General features: G+C 70.5%; 17 protein-coding genes and 1 rRNA gene. 8 read left to right on the top strand and 10 right to left on the bottom strand.

Features of this window, described 5'->3' with window-relative positions; all coding sequences use genetic code 11:
* Positions 1 to 85: ribosomal RNA gene (locus tag ACFWJX_RS07985) — 16S ribosomal RNA — on the bottom strand; the annotation flags it as partial.
* Positions 86 to 645: 560 nt separating this feature from the next.
* Complete coding sequence (locus tag ACFWJX_RS07990; protein ID WP_383238496.1) at positions 646 to 1287, bottom strand: DNA-3-methyladenine glycosylase; 642 nt, start codon at positions 1285 to 1287, stop codon at positions 646 to 648.
* 155 nt (positions 1288 to 1442) lie between these two features.
* Between ACFWJX_RS07990 and ACFWJX_RS07995 the strand changes: the two genes are divergently transcribed.
* The 3 genes from ACFWJX_RS07995 to ACFWJX_RS08005 all read left to right on the top strand — a co-directional run bounded on the left by ACFWJX_RS07995 (position 1443) and on the right by ACFWJX_RS08005 (position 3525).
* Complete coding sequence (locus ACFWJX_RS07995; RefSeq protein ID WP_383238499.1) at positions 1443 to 2225, top strand: sporulation protein; 783 nt, start codon at positions 1443 to 1445, stop codon at positions 2223 to 2225.
* Between the two features lie 43 nt (positions 2226 to 2268).
* Positions 2269 to 2805, top strand: coding sequence for a YbhB/YbcL family Raf kinase inhibitor-like protein (locus ACFWJX_RS08000; protein WP_383238502.1), 537 nt, complete (start codon positions 2269 to 2271; stop codon positions 2803 to 2805).
* 213 nt (positions 2806 to 3018) lie between these two features.
* Complete coding sequence (locus ACFWJX_RS08005; protein WP_383238505.1) at positions 3019 to 3525, top strand: HNH endonuclease; 507 nt, start codon at positions 3019 to 3021, stop codon at positions 3523 to 3525.
* Between the two features lie 103 nt (positions 3526 to 3628).
* Here the strand turns inward: ACFWJX_RS08005 and ACFWJX_RS08010 are convergent, their stop codons facing one another.
* The 3 genes from ACFWJX_RS08010 to ACFWJX_RS08020 all read right to left on the bottom strand — a co-directional run bounded on the left by ACFWJX_RS08010 (position 3629) and on the right by ACFWJX_RS08020 (position 6003).
* Positions 3629 to 4579 (bottom strand): SPFH domain-containing protein, encoded by a 951-nt coding sequence (locus ACFWJX_RS08010; protein ID WP_086772527.1) that lies wholly within the window; start codon positions 4577 to 4579, stop codon positions 3629 to 3631.
* 140 nt (positions 4580 to 4719) lie between these two features.
* Complete coding sequence (locus ACFWJX_RS08015) at positions 4720 to 5151, bottom strand: NfeD family protein (RefSeq protein ID WP_383238509.1); 432 nt, start codon at positions 5149 to 5151, stop codon at positions 4720 to 4722.
* 54 nt (positions 5152 to 5205) lie between these two features.
* Positions 5206 to 6003, bottom strand: a complete 798-nt coding sequence (locus ACFWJX_RS08020) for an ABC transporter ATP-binding protein (protein WP_383238512.1) — start codon at positions 6001 to 6003, stop codon at positions 5206 to 5208.
* 154 nt (positions 6004 to 6157) lie between these two features.
* On the opposite strand from ACFWJX_RS08020, the gene ACFWJX_RS08025 reads away from it, so the two are divergent.
* Positions 6158 to 6952, top strand: a complete 795-nt coding sequence (locus ACFWJX_RS08025; RefSeq protein WP_383238515.1) for a hypothetical protein — start codon at positions 6158 to 6160, stop codon at positions 6950 to 6952.
* A 385-nt stretch (positions 6953 to 7337) separates the two neighbouring features.
* Here the strand turns inward: ACFWJX_RS08025 and ACFWJX_RS08030 are convergent, their stop codons facing one another.
* The 4 genes from ACFWJX_RS08030 to ACFWJX_RS08045 form a co-directional block, all read right to left on the bottom strand.
* The gene (locus tag ACFWJX_RS08030) at positions 7338 to 7577 is read right to left on the bottom strand and encodes a chaplin (protein ID WP_383238518.1); all 240 of its coding nucleotides are present in this window, start codon (positions 7575 to 7577) and stop codon (positions 7338 to 7340) included.
* Positions 7578 to 7752: 175 nt separating this feature from the next.
* Entirely contained in the window at positions 7753 to 7998 is a 246-nt protein-coding gene (locus tag ACFWJX_RS08035) for a chaplin (RefSeq protein WP_086772532.1), read from the bottom strand.
* A 147-nt stretch (positions 7999 to 8145) separates the two neighbouring features.
* Positions 8146 to 8787, bottom strand: a complete 642-nt coding sequence (locus tag ACFWJX_RS08040; RefSeq protein WP_383238522.1) for a response regulator — start codon at positions 8785 to 8787, stop codon at positions 8146 to 8148.
* The gene (locus ACFWJX_RS08045; RefSeq protein WP_383238525.1) at positions 8780 to 9949 is read right to left on the bottom strand and encodes a GAF domain-containing sensor histidine kinase; all 1170 of its coding nucleotides are present in this window, start codon (positions 9947 to 9949) and stop codon (positions 8780 to 8782) included. Before ACFWJX_RS08045 ends, ACFWJX_RS08040 begins: the two co-directional genes overlap by 8 nt.
* A gap of 211 nt (positions 9950 to 10160) precedes the next feature.
* Between ACFWJX_RS08045 and ACFWJX_RS08050 the strand changes: the two genes are divergently transcribed.
* From ACFWJX_RS08050 to ACFWJX_RS08060, 3 genes are all read left to right on the top strand, one after another.
* Positions 10161 to 10859: an SDR family NAD(P)-dependent oxidoreductase gene (locus tag ACFWJX_RS08050; RefSeq protein WP_383238528.1), complete on the top strand. Its 699-nt coding sequence runs from the start codon at positions 10161 to 10163 to the stop codon at positions 10857 to 10859.
* Entirely contained in the window at positions 10856 to 11935 is a 1080-nt protein-coding gene (locus ACFWJX_RS08055) for an S-adenosylmethionine:tRNA ribosyltransferase-isomerase (RefSeq protein WP_383238531.1), read from the top strand. Before ACFWJX_RS08050 ends, ACFWJX_RS08055 begins: the two co-directional genes overlap by 4 nt.
* Before the next feature lie 302 nt (positions 11936 to 12237).
* Positions 12238 to 12960, top strand: a complete 723-nt coding sequence (locus tag ACFWJX_RS08060) for a transglycosylase SLT domain-containing protein (RefSeq protein ID WP_383238534.1) — start codon at positions 12238 to 12240, stop codon at positions 12958 to 12960.
* Between the two features lie 90 nt (positions 12961 to 13050).
* On the opposite strand, the gene ACFWJX_RS08065 is transcribed toward ACFWJX_RS08060, so the two are convergent.
* The gene (locus ACFWJX_RS08065; protein ID WP_383238537.1) at positions 13051 to 15573 is read right to left on the bottom strand and encodes an FHA domain-containing protein; all 2523 of its coding nucleotides are present in this window, start codon (positions 15571 to 15573) and stop codon (positions 13051 to 13053) included.
* 245 nt (positions 15574 to 15818) lie between these two features.
* Here ACFWJX_RS08065 and ACFWJX_RS08070 point away from each other — a divergent pair, with 245 nt between their 5' ends.
* Positions 15819 to 17687: a streptophobe family protein gene (locus tag ACFWJX_RS08070; protein ID WP_383238540.1), complete on the top strand. Its 1869-nt coding sequence runs from the start codon at positions 15819 to 15821 to the stop codon at positions 17685 to 17687.
* Positions 17688 to 17727 lie beyond the last annotated feature (40 nt).

A 17727-nucleotide genomic window follows, 5' to 3' on the forward strand; every position in this document is an offset into this window, starting at 1 on the left:
CCACCGAAGTGGTTCATCGTTCGACTTGCATGTGTTAAGCACGCCGCCAGCGTTCGTCCTGAGCCAGGATCAAACTCTCCGTGAATGTTTTCCCGACTGCGTCTAATAAAAGACTGCGGGATCGCACATCACGAGAGCGGAACGGTCAGGCGGAATAGGCCCGACCGTTCACAGCGTCCTCGCTGTGTTTTCTTCAAAGGAACCTCATCCTCGGCTATCACTGCCGGGGACGGGGTATCAACATATCTGGCGTTGATTTTTGGCACGCTGTTGAGTTCTCAAGGAACGGACGCTTCCTTTGTACTCACCCGAGAGACTCTCTCAGGCTTTCCTCCGGGCGCTTCCCTTCGGTCTTGCGTTTCCGACTCTATCAGACCGTTTTTTCCGGTCCGATTCCCTGTCGGCGGGATTTGTCTTGGGCTTTTGGCTTTCGCCTGTCGGCCTTTCGACATTCACTACGTTAGCCGATTCCCTCGCCAGCTCATAATCGAGCTTCGCCGAGTTCGAATTCAGACATGCGGACACGTCGAATTCGACCCCCGCTGAGGGGCGTTGTAGGTAGTGGGTTGACCGCTTCCGGCTGCAGGCGAACGCCGTACCCGGGTCAAGCGGCTCGGGCTACGTTACGCCGCTGCCCAAGGCGAGTCAACTTCGGCGGCGCCGGGGGGCATGGGCCCGATACGGGCTCACTGTCGGGTCGTTGGCGACCCAGTACCGCCAGGGGTGGACGGCTCCGTCGCCGGAGACTCCGGTGCGAGGACCGTTGCGCACCTGGTCGGCGGGTACCGGGGTACCCGAGAGGATGCGGATCGGGGTGTCGCCGGCGGCGCAGGCGTCCGTGCCGTCGAGGGCCCGGTCGACGTCCAGGGCCGTGGCCAGGCGGGCGGGGCCTTTGGCCAGTTCCTTGTCGTTGCGGGCCGAGAGTCGACGTTTGCGGGCCTGCTCGGCGCCCTCGGTCACCTCGCCGGCGCGGAGGAGGACACCGCTCGCTTCGCCCTCCGGGCCACAGACGAGGTTCATGCAGTGCCACATGCCGTAGGTGAAGTAGACGTACACATGTCCCGCCGGGCCGAACATGACGCCGTTACGGGCCGTGCGGCCGCGGAAGGCGTGGGAACCCGGATCGTTGGGGCCGTCGTAGGCCTCGACCTCGGTGAGGCGCAGGGTGATCGGGCCGTCCGGGGTGGTGCGCACGATGAGGCGACCGAGGAGGTCGGGGGCGACCTCCAGGACAGGGCGCTCGAAGAAGGTCCTGGACAGGGGCGTACGGTCGGGGGTCGCGATCATGCCCTCCGAGCGTAGTGGAGACGGTCGGTGCGCCGGGGTGGCCAGCCCGCACTCGGCTTGTCAGGGTGGAGCGCGGAACCGGCCCCGGCCGGATTGCGTTGGTAGGGATCAAGGATCTCGTCGTACAGGTCCGTAAAGGTCGTAGAGGGAGAGTCATGGCGTTCAAGAAGCTGCTCGCGAGTCTCGGGGCCGGTGGGGCCTCGGTCGAGACGGTGCTGACCGAGGTCAACGTCGTCCCGGGTGGCGTGGTGCAGGGTGAGGTGCGGATCCAGGGCGGGTCCGTCAGCCAGCAGATCGAGGGGCTGTCGGTCGGCCTTCAGGCCAAGGTCGAGGTCGAGAACGGCGACCAGGAGTACAAGCAGGACATCGAGTTCACCAAGCAGCGTCTGGGCGGGGCCTTCGAGCTCCAGGCGAACGCGGTGCACGCCGTGCCGTTCGGGCTGGAGATTCCGTGGGAGACGCCGATCACGATGATCGACGGACAGGCGCTGCGCGGGATGAACATCGGGGTGACCACCGAGCTGGAGATCGCTCGGGCCGTGGACTCCGGTGACCTGGACCCGGTGAACGTGCACCCGCTCCCCGCGCAGAAGGCGATCCTGGACGCCTTCCTCCAGCTCGGCTTCCGCTTCAAGAACGCGGACCTCGAGCGCGGTCACATCCGGGGTACGCGGCAGAAGCTGCCGTTCTACCAGGAGATCGAGTTCTTCCCGCCGACGCAGTACCGCGGTCTCAACCAGGTCGAGCTGAGCTTCGTGGCCGACGAGCAGGCGATGGACGTCGTCCTGGAGATGGACAAGAAGCCGGGCCTGTTCAGCGAGGGCAGCGACACCTTCCGCTCGTTCAAGGTCGGGCTGAACGACTTCCAGGGGACCGACTGGACGGCGTACCTCAACCAGTGGCTGTCCGAGGTCGGCAGCAAGCGCAACTGGTTCTAGGCTCGGAGCCACTGATTCCAGAACCGATTCGGGAGGTACCGAGGTGACCCAGCTCCAGCGGCGGCCGCTCCCCCATGACTTCCATCCGCCCGTGCCGTCGTTCACGGTGACGAGCGAGGACGTCGAGGAGGGCGCGAAACTCAAGGGCGACCAGGTCCAGGCCGGCGGGAACACCTCGCCGCACCTGCGGTGGGAGGGTTTCCCACCGGAGACCAGGAGCTTCGCGGTGACCTGCTACGACCCTGACGCCCCCACGGGCAGCGGGTTCTGGCACTGGGTGCTGTTCGACATCCCCGCCTCGGTGACCGAGCTTCCCGCGGGTGCGGGCGGCGGCAAGTTCGAGGGCCTGCCCGAAGGCGCCGTACACGCGCGCAACGACTACGGGACGAAGGACTTCGGCGGGGCCGCGCCGCCGCCCGGGGACGGCCCGCACCGGTACGTCTTCACGGTGTATGCGGTGGACCAGGAGAAACTCGGTCCTGATTCCGATGCCTCTCCGGCCGTCGTCGGGTTCAACCTGCGGTTCCACACGATCGCGCGAGCCCGGCTCATCGGTGAGTACGAGAACCCCGCGAGCTGAGCCGGCCCTCGGCTGAGTCAGCTCATCGTTCATTCAACGTTTGCCCGTCCCCGGTCTTGGAAGTGATCAGGGGCGGGCATTTTGTTGCCGGGGGCGCGGGGGGGCACCCCCCGTGGGAGCAGCAGATATTGCGTTGTCCATCTCGGCGTGCCCGGCCAGAGTTGACCCCAGCCCGCCAGGGGGTGGGCCGGTGCACACAGGAGGTGGGCTGGTATGCGGGACACGCTGGTGCTGAACGCGAGCTTCGAGCCGCTGTCGACGGTGACGTTGAACCGCGCCGTCGTTCTGGTGCTTCAGGACAAGGCCGTCGTCGAGCAGGCCCACCCCGAACTGCGGATGCGGGGAGCGGAGGTGGACATACCGGCACCCCGGGTCATCAGGCTGTGCAGGTACGTACGGGTGCCGTTCCGAAGACAAGCTCCGTGGTCGAGGCGGGGTGTGCTGGTCAGGGACCGGCACCGGTGCGCGTACTGCGGCCGCCGCGCGACCACGGTGGACCACGTGGTGCCGCGGGCTCAGGGCGGTCAGGACTCCTGGCTCAATACCGTCGCCTCGTGCGCGGAGGACAACCACCGTAAGGCGGACCGGACTCCGGACCAGGCGGGGATGCCGTTGCTGCGGCTGCCGTTCGAGCCGACACCGCAGGACGCGATGCTTCTCGCCCTGGGCCAGGACGACTTGGCCGCGCTGCCGGAGTGGCTGACCATGGACGCCGCCTAGCGGACCCGTCGTCGTCCGCGGCTCGTACGTGGCTGTACGCGCAGTTCCCCGCGCCCCCTGAGGAGGGGACGCGGGGAACTGTTCGTTTGCGGGGTTTTGCGTGTCAGTCGATCGACGGCTTCTCGCGGCGTTCCTTCGGACTGTCCGAGCCGCCGCCGTTGGAGCCCGAACCACCGCCCATGCCGCCGAAGTTGCCCATGGCGCCGGACAGGCCCTTGAGGGCGTCGCCGATTTCGCTGGGGACGATCCAGAGCTTGTTGGCATCGCCCTCGGCGATCTTCGGGAGCATCTGGAGGTACTGGTAGGAGAGAAGCTTCTGGTCCGCGTCGCCGGCGTGGATCGCCTCGAAGACCGTGCGGACGGCCTGGGCTTCACCCTCGGCGCGCAGGGCGGCGGCCTTGGCCTCACCCTCGGCCCTGAGGATGGCGGACTGCTTCTCGCCCTCGGCCGTGAGGATCGCGGCCTGGCGCGTGCCTTCGGCGGTGAGGATCGCGGCGCGCTTGTCACGGTCGGCGCGCATCTGCTTCTCCATCGAGTCCTGGATGGAGGTCGGGGGCTCGATCGCCTTCAGTTCCACGCGGTTGACGCGGATGCCCCACTTGCCGGTGGCCTCGTCGAGGACTCCGCGCAGGGCCGCGTTGATCTCCTCGCGGGAGGTCAGGGTGCGTTCGAGGTCCATGCCACCGATGATGTTGCGCAGGGTGGTGACGGTGAGCTGCTCGATCGCCTGGATGTAGCTGGCGACCTCGTAGGTCGCGGCGCGGGCGTCGGTCACCTGGTAGTAGATGACCGTGTCGATGTTGACGACCAGGTTGTCCTGGGTGATCACCGGCTGCGGCGGGAACGGCACGACCTGTTCACGCAGGTCGATGCGGTTGCGGATGGTGTCGATGAACGGAACGACGATGTTGAGGCCCGCGTTGAGCGTCCGCGTGTAGCGGCCGAACCGCTCCACGATCGCGGCGCTCGCCTGTGGGATGACCTGGATCGTCTTGATCAGGGCGATGAAGACCAACACCACCAGGATGATCAAGACGATGATGACCGGTTCCATCGTGCTCCCCGTACCCTTCTCCGCCTCGGCGCTTTCGGAAGATCTTAGGCTTGTCGAAGATCTTGCTGGTCGAGTGTGACAGACCGTCGTCCGGCTCGTGGGCTGTTCTGTTCACTTACGCGGTGCGGGAGTTGACGAGGTCAGATGATGATCGCCGTGGCCCCCTCGATGTCCACGACATCGACTTCCTGCCCCACGTCATAGACCCGGTCGGTGTCGAGAGCGCGCGCCGACCAGACTTCGCCGGCCAGCTTGATGCGTCCACCCGAGCCGTCGACCCGCTCCAGGACAACGGCTTGCTTGCCCTTCAACGCGTCCACTCCGCTGGCGAATTGGGGCCGCTGGGCGCTGTGCCGGGCCGCGATGGGCCGTACGACGGCGATGAGGGCGACGGAGACGGCCACGAAGACGAGTACCTGGGCGACCACGTCGAAGCCGAGCCCTGCCGCGATTGCCGCCGCCACCGCGCCGACCGCGAACATGCCGAACTCCGGCATCGCGGTGACCACCAGCGGGATTCCGAGCGCTGCCGCGCCTACGAGCCACCACACCCACGCGTCGATGTCGTTCACACGTTCATGGTAGGTCCGGCAGGTGTGCCGCCGACAGGGCGCGGACGGGGGCGGTCAGGCGAGCGGCAGTCCTTGGGCCGTCCAGCGGTCGCCGACCTGTTCCACGACGAGGGGCAGGCCGAAGCAGAGGGAGAGGTTGCGGGAGGTCAGTTCGAGTTCGACCGGTCCTGCCGCGAGGACCTTGCCCTGACGGATCATCAGGACGTGCGTGAAGCCGGGGGCGATCTCCTCGACATGGTGCGTGACCATGATCATCGAGGGGGCGATCGGGTCGCGGGCGAGGCGGCCGAGGCGGCGGACGAGGTCCTCGCGGCCGCCGAGGTCGAGACCGGCGGCCGGCTCGTCCAGCAGCAGCAGCTCGGGGTCGGTCATCAGGGCGCGGGCGATGAGCGTGCGCTTGCGCTCGCCCTCGGAGAGGGTGCCGAACTTGCGGTCCAGGTAGTCGGTCATACCGAGACGGTCGAGGAAGGCGCGGGCGCGCTGCTCGTCGATCTCCTCGTAGTCCTCCTGCCAGCTGGCCGTCATGCCGTACGCGGCGGTCAGGACGGTCTGCAGGACCGTCTGGCGCTTGGGGAGCTTGTCGGCCATCGCGATGCCGGCCATGCCGATGCGGGGGCGCAGCTCGAAGACGTCGGTGCCGGGGGTGCCGAGGGTCTCGCCGAGGATGGTGGCGGTGCCGGTGCTGGGGTAGAGGTAGCTGGACGCGACGTTCAGCAGGGTCGTCTTGCCGGCTCCGTTGGGGCCGAGGATGACCCAGCGCTCGCCTTCCTTGACCGACCAGGAGACCTGGTCCACCAGAGCCCGGCCCTCGCGGACCACGGATACGTCCTGAAGCTCCAGAACATCGCTCATGAGCGCGTTGTCTCCCCTTGCAGTGTGGCCGGTCTCGGTTGTCGCGTACGCCAGTGGCTCGGACCGCCGCGCGCGGGTGGGCGCGGCCCTCCGGGAAAATCTACGCCACCGGTCGGGGGGACCGTTCCATCGGTCCGGTCCTTAGGCTGGGGGCATGCTTTCGGAACCGCGCTCTGGTCGCCTCGCCGCTTGGGGAAATGCCCTTTTGGCCGGACTTGTCTCTCCGGACGACGCCGTACTCGCCATCGTCGGGTCGGACGCCGTACACCGGGTGGAGGGACTGCCCGGCGAGTCCGCGCCCGTCGGACTCACGCTCGCCCTGGGGCGGCTGCGGACGCTCGGGGTGAGCGGGCTACGGGTGGCGCTGCCGGCGCCGGGGCATCCGCTGGGGCTGAGCGGGCCGCCGGAGTTCAACGCGCGGGCGCTGGAGGCCGAGGAGGCGGTGGTCTGTCACGGGGCCGCGCTCGGGCTGGTGCCGGAGGTGTACGAGGCGGGGCCCGAGGGTGATGCGCATGTGGAGGATGTACACGTGGAGGTGGTCTGGCACTGCCTCCCGGTGCGGGAGGCTCCGCCGGCGGACGTGCCGTCGCTGGGCGAGGCCGAGCGGGAGCTGGCGGAGGCGCTGCGCGACGCTACGACCGTGCTGGCGCGGTTGGACGTGGCCGGCTCGGGGCCGGTGGCGGAGGCGGCGATCGAGGCGTACCGGGCTCGGGCGGAGCGGGGACGGGAGATGTTGGCACCGGGGTATCCGCCGCGGGCGGTGCGGGTGCTGGAGCTTGCGCAGCGGGTGGGGTTGTTGGTGTCGCTGGCGCACGAGAACGGGCACGGGGGTGCGGTGAGTGCGTCGGAGATGGGGGCTCGGGTTGCCGCGTTGCGGCCGGTGGAGCGGACGGGGCGGCGGGCGCAGGTGGCTGCGTACAACGCGTATGTGGAGGAGCGGGAGCGGTGAGGTTCTGTGGGTGGGTGGGTGGGGTGAGCGTGCCTTGAGCGGTGGCCGGGGTTGGGGCGGGGGCGGGGTGGGTCGCGCGGCCCGGCGCTTTTGGGGTGCCGCCTGTGCCCACCCGTGCCGCCCCAGGCGGCACGCATGCCCACAGCCTGACGGCGGCGGGTGACCACAGGCGGCCGCAGGCCGGGCGGGGGCACGGCGGCTGACGGCGGCGGGTGGCCGTTGGCCGGGGTGGGGGCGGGTGCCATAGGCCGGAATGGGGGCGGGTGGCCGGCAGTCGGGCCGAGGCCGGTAACCGGCAGCCGGGCCGAGGCCGGTGGCCGGTGGCTTGGTGTGGCGAAGGGCCCCGCACCTTGGTGGTGTGGGGCCCTTGGCTGTCGTGGGGGTGTCAGTCGTTGACGCCCGTGTTGCCGAAGGCCGGGTTCAGGAGACCGATGACGTTGACGCTGTTGCCGACGACGTTGACCGGGATGTGGACCGGGACCTGGACGACGTTGCCCGAGCCGACGCCCGGCGACTTCACGGCCGCGCCCTCGGCGCCCGCGTCGGCGACAGCGGCACCGGCGGAGGCGCCGGCCGCGATACCGGCGACCGTGAGGGCCAGAGCGGCCTTCTTGGCGATGTTCATGAGAAGGGTTCCTCCTGCTGTTGCATGGGCAACCCGGCCGCGGATCGTGGATCAACACGGGAGGGCCGCCAGTGGTACGGGACCTGGCGCGGAACGGCCCGTTCGGGCGATTCGGGCGACAAGCAGACCGGCCTCCCCCGGAGTGGGGTCGGGGGAGGCCGTAGGGGCTGGGGACTCAGTGGTTGAGGCCCAGGTTGCCGAAGGCGGGGTTCAGCACGCCGATGACGTTCACGCTGTTGCCGACGGCGTTGACCGGGATGTGCACCGGGGCCTGGATGACGTTGCCCGAGACGACGCCCGGCGAGCGCTCGGCCACACCGTCGGCCGAGGCACCGCTGGTGGCGGAGGCCATCCCGGCGCCCGCGGCCACCAGCCCACCGGCCACCATCGTCACGGCCGCTGCCTTCTTCAGGTTCTTCACTTCTGACCCCTCCTGGCGATTGCCGCGGCGATCACCGCGGCACGCACTGGAGAACGCCGGTGGCCGATGAAGGATGCGCCATTCGGGGGACATTCCCACGACGGTATGAATCTCAGACCGGAGGAGACACGTCCGGATGGGCGGGGTTCAGCCGGCCGCGCCGTGGCGTACGGCCCACAGGGCGGCCTGGGTGCGGTCGGCGAGGTCGAGCTTCATCAGGATGTTCGAGACGTGGGTCTTGACGGTCTTCTCGGACAGCACGAGGGCTCGGGCGATCTCCCGGTTGGAGCGGCCGTCCGCTATCAGGGCGAGGACCTCACGCTCCCGCTCGGTGAGCGAACCGCCCCTGCCCTGACCGGAGTTGGCCTCCTCCTGGGAGAGGAGGGCGCCGGCGACCTCCGGCTGGAGCAGGATGTGGCCGGCGTGGACCGAGCGGATGGCGCCGGCCAGCGCCTCGGGGTCGACGTCCTTGTAGACGTACCCGGCGGCGCCCGCGCGCAGGGCGGGGACCACCGTGCGCTGCTCGGTGAAGCTGGTGACGATCAGCACGCGCGCGGGGTTGGCCAGTTCCCGGAGTTTGCGGAGTGCCTCCACGCCGTCCATGCCCGGCATCTTGACGTCCATCAGGACGACGTCGGGCTTCAGTTCCTCGGCGCGGGCGACTCCCTCGGCGCCGTCGGCCGCCTCGCCGACGACCTCGATGTCGTCCTGCACCTCCAGGAAGGTGCGCAGGCCCCGGCGGACGACCTGGTGGTCGTCGACGAGCAGCACCTTGATTGCGTCAGCCACCGGGAGCCTCCAGTTCGATCGTGGTGCCCTTGCCGGGCGCCGATTCCACGGTCAGGCTGCCGCCGATCCCGCCGGCCCGGTCGCGCATGGACACCAGGCCGAGGTGGCGGCCGGCCCTGCGGACCGTCGTGGGGTCGAATCCGCTGCCGTCGTCCGTGACGCGCAGGACGGTGTCCGGGCCCCGCTTGTGGAGGGTCACGTCGACATGCTCCGCGCCGGAGTGGCGCAGCGCGTTGTGCAGGGCCTCCTGGGCGACGCGCAGAAAGGCCTCCTCCTGGGCGGCGGGCAGGGCGCGGACGCCGTGGCCGGTGAAGGTCACGCGCGCGGAGTGGGCGCGGTCCAGGACCTGGATCTGGGTGCGGAGGGTGGCCACCAGGCCGTCCTCGTCGAGAGCGGCGGGGCGCAGCTCGACGACGGCGGCGCGCAGTTCGTCGGCGGCCTCGGCGGCGAGGGCGGCTACCTGCTGGAGTTCGCCCTTGGCGCGGGAGGGGTCGCGGTCGACGAGGGTGGCGGCGGCCTGGGCGGTCAGGCGCAGGGAGAACAGTTTCTGGCTGACGGCGTCGTGCAGTTCGTGGGCGAGCCGGGAGCGCTCCTCGGCGATGGTGAGTTCGCGGCTGCGCTCGTAGAGGCGGGCGTTGGTGAGAGCGATCGCGGCGTGCTGGGCGAGGATCGAGAGCAGTTCCTCGTCGTCCTCGGTGAAGCCGCAGCGGCCCTCGGGCTTGGGGCGCGGGGGGCTTCCCTCCGCGGTGCACAGTTTGTTGGCGAGGAAGAGGGCGCCGATGACCTCGTCGCCGTCACGGATGGGCAGACCCAGGAAGTCGGACATCTCCGGATGGGCGGACGGCCAGCCCTCGAAGCGGGGGTCCTTGCGCACGTCGGCGAGGCGCTCGGCCTTGGCCTCGTGCAGCATCGCGGCCAGGATGCCGTGCTGCCGGGGCAGCGGGCCGATGGCCTTCCACTGTTCCTCCCCGATCCCGTCGACGACGAACTGGGCGAAGCCTCCGTGGTCGTCCGGGACGCCGAGCGCGGCGTACTGCGCGTCGAGCAGCTCGCGGGCCGAGGCGACGATCGTCTTCAGGACGTCGCGCACCTCGAGGTGTCTGCTCATGGCCAGCAGCGCGGAACTGACCGCGGCGAGGCCGGACCGGGGGCCTTGACTCATGCTCCTCACGGTACCGGCGGGGTGTGACAGCGGGCATCGGACCTGTGACCCAGCGGGGTAGGCCGCGAGGCCTAGGGCCGAGGTCCCCGGTGCCGAGGGCGTACGTCGAAGGGCCCCGGTGGGCCCCGTCCCGCGTCCGAGGCGGCAGGGGCGGTCGCGTTCCTACGGTGAGGGGACCGCCGAGTGGCGGGTCGACGAGGGGACGGTTGTCATGCCGGTTGCGATCATCACGGGGGCTTCGAAGGGGCTGGGCCGGGCGCTCGCCGATGCCCTGGCCGCACGGGGCTGGGACCTGGTGCTGGACGCCAGGACGGCGGAGGTGCTGAAGGAGACTGCTGCGGCGGTCGCGGAGCACGGGACGAGGGTCGAGGCGCTCGCGGGGGACGTGACCGATCCCGCTCACCGCAGCGCGCTGGTGGCGGCCGCCCGGCGGCTCGGGGGGTGCCGGCTGCTGGTGAACAACGCGAGCGCGCTGGGCGCAGAGCCGCTGGTACGGCTGGCGGAGCTGCCCCTGGACGGGCTGCGGCGGGCCCTGGAGGTGAACGTCGTGGCCGCGCTCGGCCTGGTCCAGGAGGCACTGCCGCTGCTCCGCGCGGCGCAGGACGGCGCGGTGATCACGGTCAGCTCGGACGCTGCGGCCGAGGCGTACGGGACGTGGGGCGGCTACGGGGCGTCGAAGGCGGCCCTCGACCAGCTCGCGGCGGTGCTCGGGGAGGAGGAGCCGGAGCTGCGGGTGTGGGCGGTGGACCCCGGGGACATGGCGACGGACCTGTACGCGGCGGCCGTACCGGAGGATGACGGGGCGCGGCCCGAGCCGGGCAGTGTGGTGCCGGCGTTTCTGCGGTTGCTGGACGAACGGCCGCCGAGCGGGCGGTTCGGGGCACCGGCCCTGCTGGAGGGACGGCGATGACGCTGGCCCTGAAGGTGCCGGAGGAGCTGTCGGCGCGGGTTCCGGTCGAGCAGCGCGGGCCGGGGCGCGAACGGGACTCCGTGCGGCTGCTGGTGTCGCGTGGGAGCGAGCCGGCGCATCACGTGTTCCGGGAGCTGCCGGGCCTGCTGCGGGCCGGGGATCTGCTGGTGGTGAACACCTCGCCGACGCTGGCCGCCGCCGTGGATGGGCGGATCGGGCACGCGCGCGTGGTGGTGCACTTCTCCACGCTCGGGGACGACGGGCGGTGGGCGGTCGAGCTGCGGGAACCGGACGGGCGGGGCACCACGCGCCCGCGTGCGGGAGGGCCGGCCGGGACGGAGGTGCGGCTGCCTGCGGGGGTACGGCTGGTGCTGGAGGAGCCGCTGAGCGGGCCCGGCGGACGGCTGTGGTGGGCGCGGGTGTCCGAGGGGGCGGTGCCGGGGCTGCTGCGGGAGCACGGGCGGCCCATCCGTTACTCGTACACGGAACGGGATCAGCCGTTGTCGGTGTACCAGACGGTGTTCGCGCTGCCGTCGGCCGACGGTTCGGGGAGCGCGGAGATGCCGAGCGCGGCGCGGCCCTTCACGGCGCGGCTGGTGGCCGAGCTGGTGAGCCGGGGGGTGCAGTTCGCGCCGGTCACGCTGCACACCGGGGTGGCGTCGGCGGAGGCGCACGAGCCGCCGTACCCGGAGCGGTTCGCGGTGCCGGAGGCGTCGGCCCGGCTGATCAACGCGGCGCGGGCGCGGGCCGGCCGGGTCGTCGCCGTGGGGACGACCGCCGTACGGGCCGTGGAGTCGGCGGCGGGGGCCGACGGGGTCGTACGCGCGCGTGCGGGGTGGACGGACCTTGTCGTCACTCCGGAGCGTGGCGTGCGGGTGGTGGACGGGCTGCTGACGGGGCTGCACGAGCCGGAGGCCTCGCATCTGCTGATGCTGGAGGCGGTGGCCGGGCGGGCCGCGATCGACCGCGGGTACGAGGAGGCGCTTCGGGGCTCCTACCTGTGGCACGAGTTCGGGGACGTGCACCTCCTCCTGCCGGAGGAGCCCACTCACACAGAGCATTGCGCCAGCAACTGATGGTGAGAAAACCTCTGCACCCCTGTGAGCCCGCACATAGGGCGCACATCACGTACGAAGGGCGATAGGAGTCAAAAGGTACCCCTCTGAACGGGATAGACGCCCTGATCTGTCCCGTTTTGCCCTTCCCCGATCCACTACCGAGGTTAGTACGTCACACCTTTGCCTGGGCATTTTGCGGCCGCTAACAATGGCTCTCGTCGCTCAGCGCCGCGGGTTTCTCCCCGCGGCGTCGTGCCGAAAGCACCCGCCGCCGGACGAAGAGAGCGACCTCCGCGCTATTCGAAGAGGTCCCTTCCGCCATGCCCAAGAACACTCACAAGATCGCGATCGCTGGTGTCGCCACCCTCGGCGCCGCAGCCATCGCCTTCACCGTGGTTCCGGCCGACGGTCAGACGACCACCACGGACTCCCTTTCCTCGTCCCGGGTGGCCTACAGCTCCGAGCAGGTGCGTGACGTCAAGGCCACCGTGACCGACCAGCTGGCCGGCGCCAGCCTGAAGGTCGAGGCCATCGAGGCCAAGAAGAAGGCCGCCGCCGACGCGGTGGCCGCGAAGAAGAAGGCGGCCGCCACGGCCGCGGCGAAGAAGAAGGCGGCAGCCGCTGCCGCCGCGAAGAAGGCCGCCGCCGTACGCAAGGCCAAGGCCGCCGCGAGCCGGTCCGTGAGCCGTCCCGTGGTCAAGCAGGTCGTCGTCAAGAGCTACCCGAACAACCTCGACGGCTGGATCCGCGAGTCTCTCGCCATCATGAAGAAGAAGGGCATCCCGGGCTCCTACCACGGGCTGCACAAGAACATCATCCGCGAGTCCTCGGGCAACCCGAAGGCCATCAACGACTGGGACATCAACGCCATCAACGGCATCCCGTCGAAGGGCCTGCTCCAGGTGATCCCGCCGACCTTCAAGGCGTACCACGTCCCGGGCACCTCCTGGAACATCTACGACCCGGTCGCCAACATCACCGCCGCCGCCAACTACGCGGCCGACCGGTACGGCACGATCGACAACGTCAACAGCGCGTACTGAGTGTCCTGAGTACCGCCGAGGCCCCCACGCGCCGAAGGGCGGCACCCCTGACCGGGGTGCCGCCCTTCGGCGTCGTACGACCGCTCGCGACTACTTGCGCATGACCTCGGGCTCGTGGCGGCGCAGGAAGCGGGCCACGAAGAAGCCGCAGATCACGCCGAGGACGAGCAGGGCGGCCATGTCCATGCTCCAGGCGCCGACGGTGTGCTCCCACAGCGGGTCGGGGTCGCCGCCGTCCGCGGGCGGGCTGATCTTGTTGAAGTCCAGCGTGGCGCCCGCCGCGGCGACCGCCCAGCGCGACGGCATCAGATACGAGAACTGGTTGACGCCCACCGCGCCGTTCAGCGAGAACAGGCAGCCGGTGAACACGACCTGGATGATCGCGAACATGACCAGCAGCGGCATGGTCTTCTCGGCCGTCTTCACCAGCGAGGAGATGATCAGGCCGAACATCATCGAGGTGAAGCCCAGCGCCATGATCGGGATGGACAGCTCGATCATCGTGGCGGTGCCGAGCACCAGGCCCTGCGCCGGGATCTCCCGGCTGGAGAAGCCGATGACACCGACCAGCAGGCCCTGGAGCACGGTGATCACACCGAGCACGAACACCTTGGACATCAGGTACGCCGAGCGCGACAGGCCGGTCGCGCGCTCCCGCTCGTAGATCACCCGTTCCTTGATCAGCTCACGGACGGAGTTCGCCGCGCCCGCGAAGCAGGCGCCGACCGCGAGGATCAGCAGCACCGTGGTGGCCGTGCCGTTGGGGATGATCCGCCCGCTCTTGGGGTTGACCGGGTTGGGCAGCAGGCTGTTGCCCGAGTCGATGAGGAGACTCACCGCGCCCAGGACGGCCGGCAGGATCACCATCAGGCCGAGGAAGCCCTTGTCGGAGACGATCACCGACGTGTAGCGGCGCACCAGCGTGACGAACTGGGACATCCAGCCCTGCGGCTTCGGCGGCTTCATCGCCTGCATGGGCGTCATCGATACGGGCTGCGGCGCGATGGCGTCGATGTCCGCGGCGTACATCTGGTAGTGCTGCGAGCCCTTCCAGCGGCCCGCCCAGTCGTAGTCGCGGTAGTTCTCGAAGGCGGAGAAGACATCGGCCCAGGTGTCGTAGCCGAAGAAGTTCAGCGCCTCCTCGGGCGGGCCGAAGTAGGCGACGCTGCCGCCGGGCGCCATCACGAGCAGCTTGTCGCAGATCGCGAGTTCGGCCACCGAGTGGGTGACCACCAGGACCGTACGGCCGTCGTCGGCGAGACCGCGCAGCAGCTGCATGACATCGCGGTCCATGCCCGGGTCGAGACCCGAGGTCGGCTCGTCGAGGAAGATCAGCGACGGCTTGGTCAGCAGCTCCAGGGCGACCGACACGCGCTTGCGCTGGCCACCGGAGAGGGAGGTGACCTTCTTCTCCTTGTGGATGTCCAGCTTCAGCTCGCGCAGCACCTCGTCGATGCGGGCGTCGCGCTCGGCGGCCGTGGTGTCGGCCGGGAAGCGGAGCTTGGCCGCGTACTTGAGGGCCTTCTTGACGGTCAGTTCCTTGTGCAGGATGTCGTCCTGCGGGACCAGACCGATGCGCTGGCGCAGCTCGGCGAACTGCTTGTAGAGGTTCCGGTTGTCGTAGAGGACGTCGCCCTCGTTGGCGGGCCGGTAGCCGGTCAGCGCCTTGAGCAGGGTGGACTTGCCGGAGCCGGACGGGCCGATGACCGCGATCAGCGACTTCTCCGGGACGCCGAAGGAGACGTCCTTGAGGATCTGCTTGCCGCCGTCGACCGTCACCGTCAGGTGGCGTGCGGAGAAGGAGACCGCACCGGTGTCGACGAACTCCTCGAGCCGGTCGCCCACGATCCGGAACGTCGAGTGGCCGACGCCCACGATGTCGGTGGGGCCGAGCAACTGCGAGCCGCCCTTGGCGATCGGCTGGCCGTTGACGTAGGTGCCGTTGTGCGAGCCGAGGTCGCGGATCTCCATGCGCCCGTCGGGCGTCGAGTGGAACTCGGCGTGGTTGCGCGAGACCTGGAGGTCGGACACGACCAGGTCGTTCTCCAGGGCACGGCCGATGCGCATGACGCGGCCGAGGGAGAACTGGTGGAACGTGGTCGGGCTGCGGTCGCCGTAGACCGGCGGCGCCCCCGCGCCGACGCCGGGGCCGTGCTGCTGCGGAATGGGCGCGTTGACCTTCTGCGGCGGCTCCCATCCGGGCTGCGGCTGCTGCGGCGCCTGCTGCTGGGGCGGAGCCTGCTGCGCCCAGCCCGGGTTGGCGGCCTGCGCGGCGTACGGCTGCTGCGGCTGCTGCGCGACCGCCGCCTGCGCGCCGGAGAGGTTCAGGCGCGGGCCGTCGGTGGCGTTGCCCAGGTGCACAGCCGAGCCGGGCCCGATGTCCACCTGGTGGACGCGCTGGCCCTGTACGAACGTTCCGTTGGTGCTGCCGTGGTCCTCCAGTGTCCAGCCGCGGCCGTTGAAGCTGACCGTGGCGTGACGCCAGGAGACCCTGGCGTCGTCGAGGACGACGTCCCCCTGCGGATCTCGTCCGAGGGTGTATGACCTGGACGGATCGAGCGTCCAGGTGCGTCCGTTCAATTCCAGTACGAGTTCCGGCACTCCATGCCCCACTGAGTAGTCCCCCGAGTTACCCCCATCACAGGGAGTCTAGGGATGTCGAACATCGTCGGGAACTATTTCAGGCCCGGCCCCCTGACCGAAAGTCGGGCCTTGCGAACGGGCCGTGCCGGGGTCACGCGGTCTCATCCGCCGTTGCCGTTGACGGGGTTGAAACCGGGCCGGAGAGTGGTAAACGCACGCGAGGGGGACGGAAGCGGTGATCTTCACCGCTCCGTGCCGCGGATCGGGGGGTCTGCATGGGTGCCGGCACGAGCATCGAGAACGGCGGGAGCGCGGCGTACGACCAGGGTGTGCCGTGGCTGGACGTGCTGCTGTCCGCGATCGCCGCGGTGAGCTGGGCGTTGATCGGGATGGCGGGGACGGCGGCGCTCGGCCTGCACCTGCTGGGGGCGGACAGCGCGGGTTCGCTGGGGCCGATGACGGCGGCGGTCGTGGCCCTCGGGGCGGGCGGGTCCGTGACGCCGTCGGGCGATGTGTCCGCGTTCGGCCTGACGGGCGCGGAGGCGCACACGGCCATCGACATCACGCCACTGGGCGTGAGCCTCGTCGGAGCGCTGCTGCTGTCGTGGTTCTTCCTACGGTCCCTGCGCACGGCCGGAGTTGTGGTCGCGCCGGCCGAACTGCTGGCGCGCGCGGGCACGGTGGTCGCGCTGTTCGTGGCCATGCTGGGCGGTCTGGCCTGGGCCGGGCACGATGTCGTCACGATCGACGGCGGGGCGCTCGGGCTGGACGACCTGCCCGGCGGGGGCGGCGGAGGCGGCGTCGAGATCCCGGGGCTGGGCGATCTCGGGGACATCGGCGGGCTACTGCCCGACCGGCTCGGGGATCTGGTCGACGCCCAGGCGGCGGTCGGGTTCACCGTGGACACGGCCGCGACCCTGCTCGGCGGGCTCCTCTGGTCGGCCGCGGTGCTGCTGATCGCCCTGCTGGCCTCGCGCCGTACGCCGTTGCCGCACGGCTGGGACGCCGTGCACCGGGTGGTACGGCCCGCCGTGTCCGCAATCGTGACGGTGCTGCTGGTGGCGGTGGCCGCCGGGTTCGCGGCGGCGGCGTACGCGGCGATCGGTGACGACCATCCGAAGCGGATCGCGGGCGCGGCCCTCCTGGGGGCGCCCAACGGGGTGTGGCTGGGCGTGGACGTCGGTCTGTTCGTGCCGTGGGACGGCAGGGCGACGGGTGTCCTGACGCGTGTGCTGCCGGATCCACTCGACGACGTGCTGGGCACCGACACCGATCAGTCGGTGACACTGGGCCGGCTGGCCGAACTGGACGGCCGTGTATGGCTGTTGGCGGTCGCGGCGGCGGCGATGATGCTGCTGGCCGGGGTGTTGGCGGCGGTGCGGAGCCCGATCGGACCGGTGAGCGCGGGCGCCGCGGATTCCGGTTCCTGGGTGGTACGGGGTACGGGCGTCGCCGGTTTCGTCGGGCGGTGCGCGGTGCGGCTGGCCGTCGTGACCGCGCTGGCGCTGCCGTTGCTCGCATGGCTGGCGGACGTGTCCGTGGGCGCCTCCCTGTCGGTGCTCGGGTTCGACGCCTTCGGCGCGGGCGTGGAGCTGCACGGGCATCTCGGCATGGCCTTTCCGCTCGGGGCCGCGTGGGGGGCGGGGGCGGGGGCGGCCGGTGCGCTGCTCGCCCGCGCGACCGGGGCGGCGGGAACGTGGGCGGCGGCGTTGGCACTGCGTGACACGGCCGCGGGAGGCGAGCGGGTGGCCCCGGTGCCTGGACCGGTCGGGCAGCGTCCGTACGGGCACGGTCCGGGGCGGACGGCGGAGGGGGCCGGGCAGCTCCGGGAGACGGACGGCCACTCCGGGCCGTACGTGCCGGGTGCGCCGTACCGGCCGCCCAACCCCGCGACCAATCCGTATCTGCGGATGCCGGACGGGCCGGGGAAACCGCGGGACACGCGGTCCGGGGACGACGATGTGTACGACGCCCCCACGGTGGTGGGCCCCTTCGAACCACCCTCCCGGCCACCCCGCCGCCCGTCCCGCCCGCCACGGTCCGGCTCTCCACGTTCCGGGAGGCGGTCACCGGACGACGGCCCCATGCCGCCGCCCCCGCCGCCTCCGCCCCCACCGCCGGACAGGCCGGGCGGGGGCCGGTGAGTCACGGAAGCGGGCGGTGTCCCGTTGCACGTCACGGATC

This window comes from Streptomyces sp. NPDC058335, from assembly GCF_042723915.1.
GTDB lineage: Bacteria > Actinomycetota > Actinomycetes > Streptomycetales > Streptomycetaceae > Streptomyces.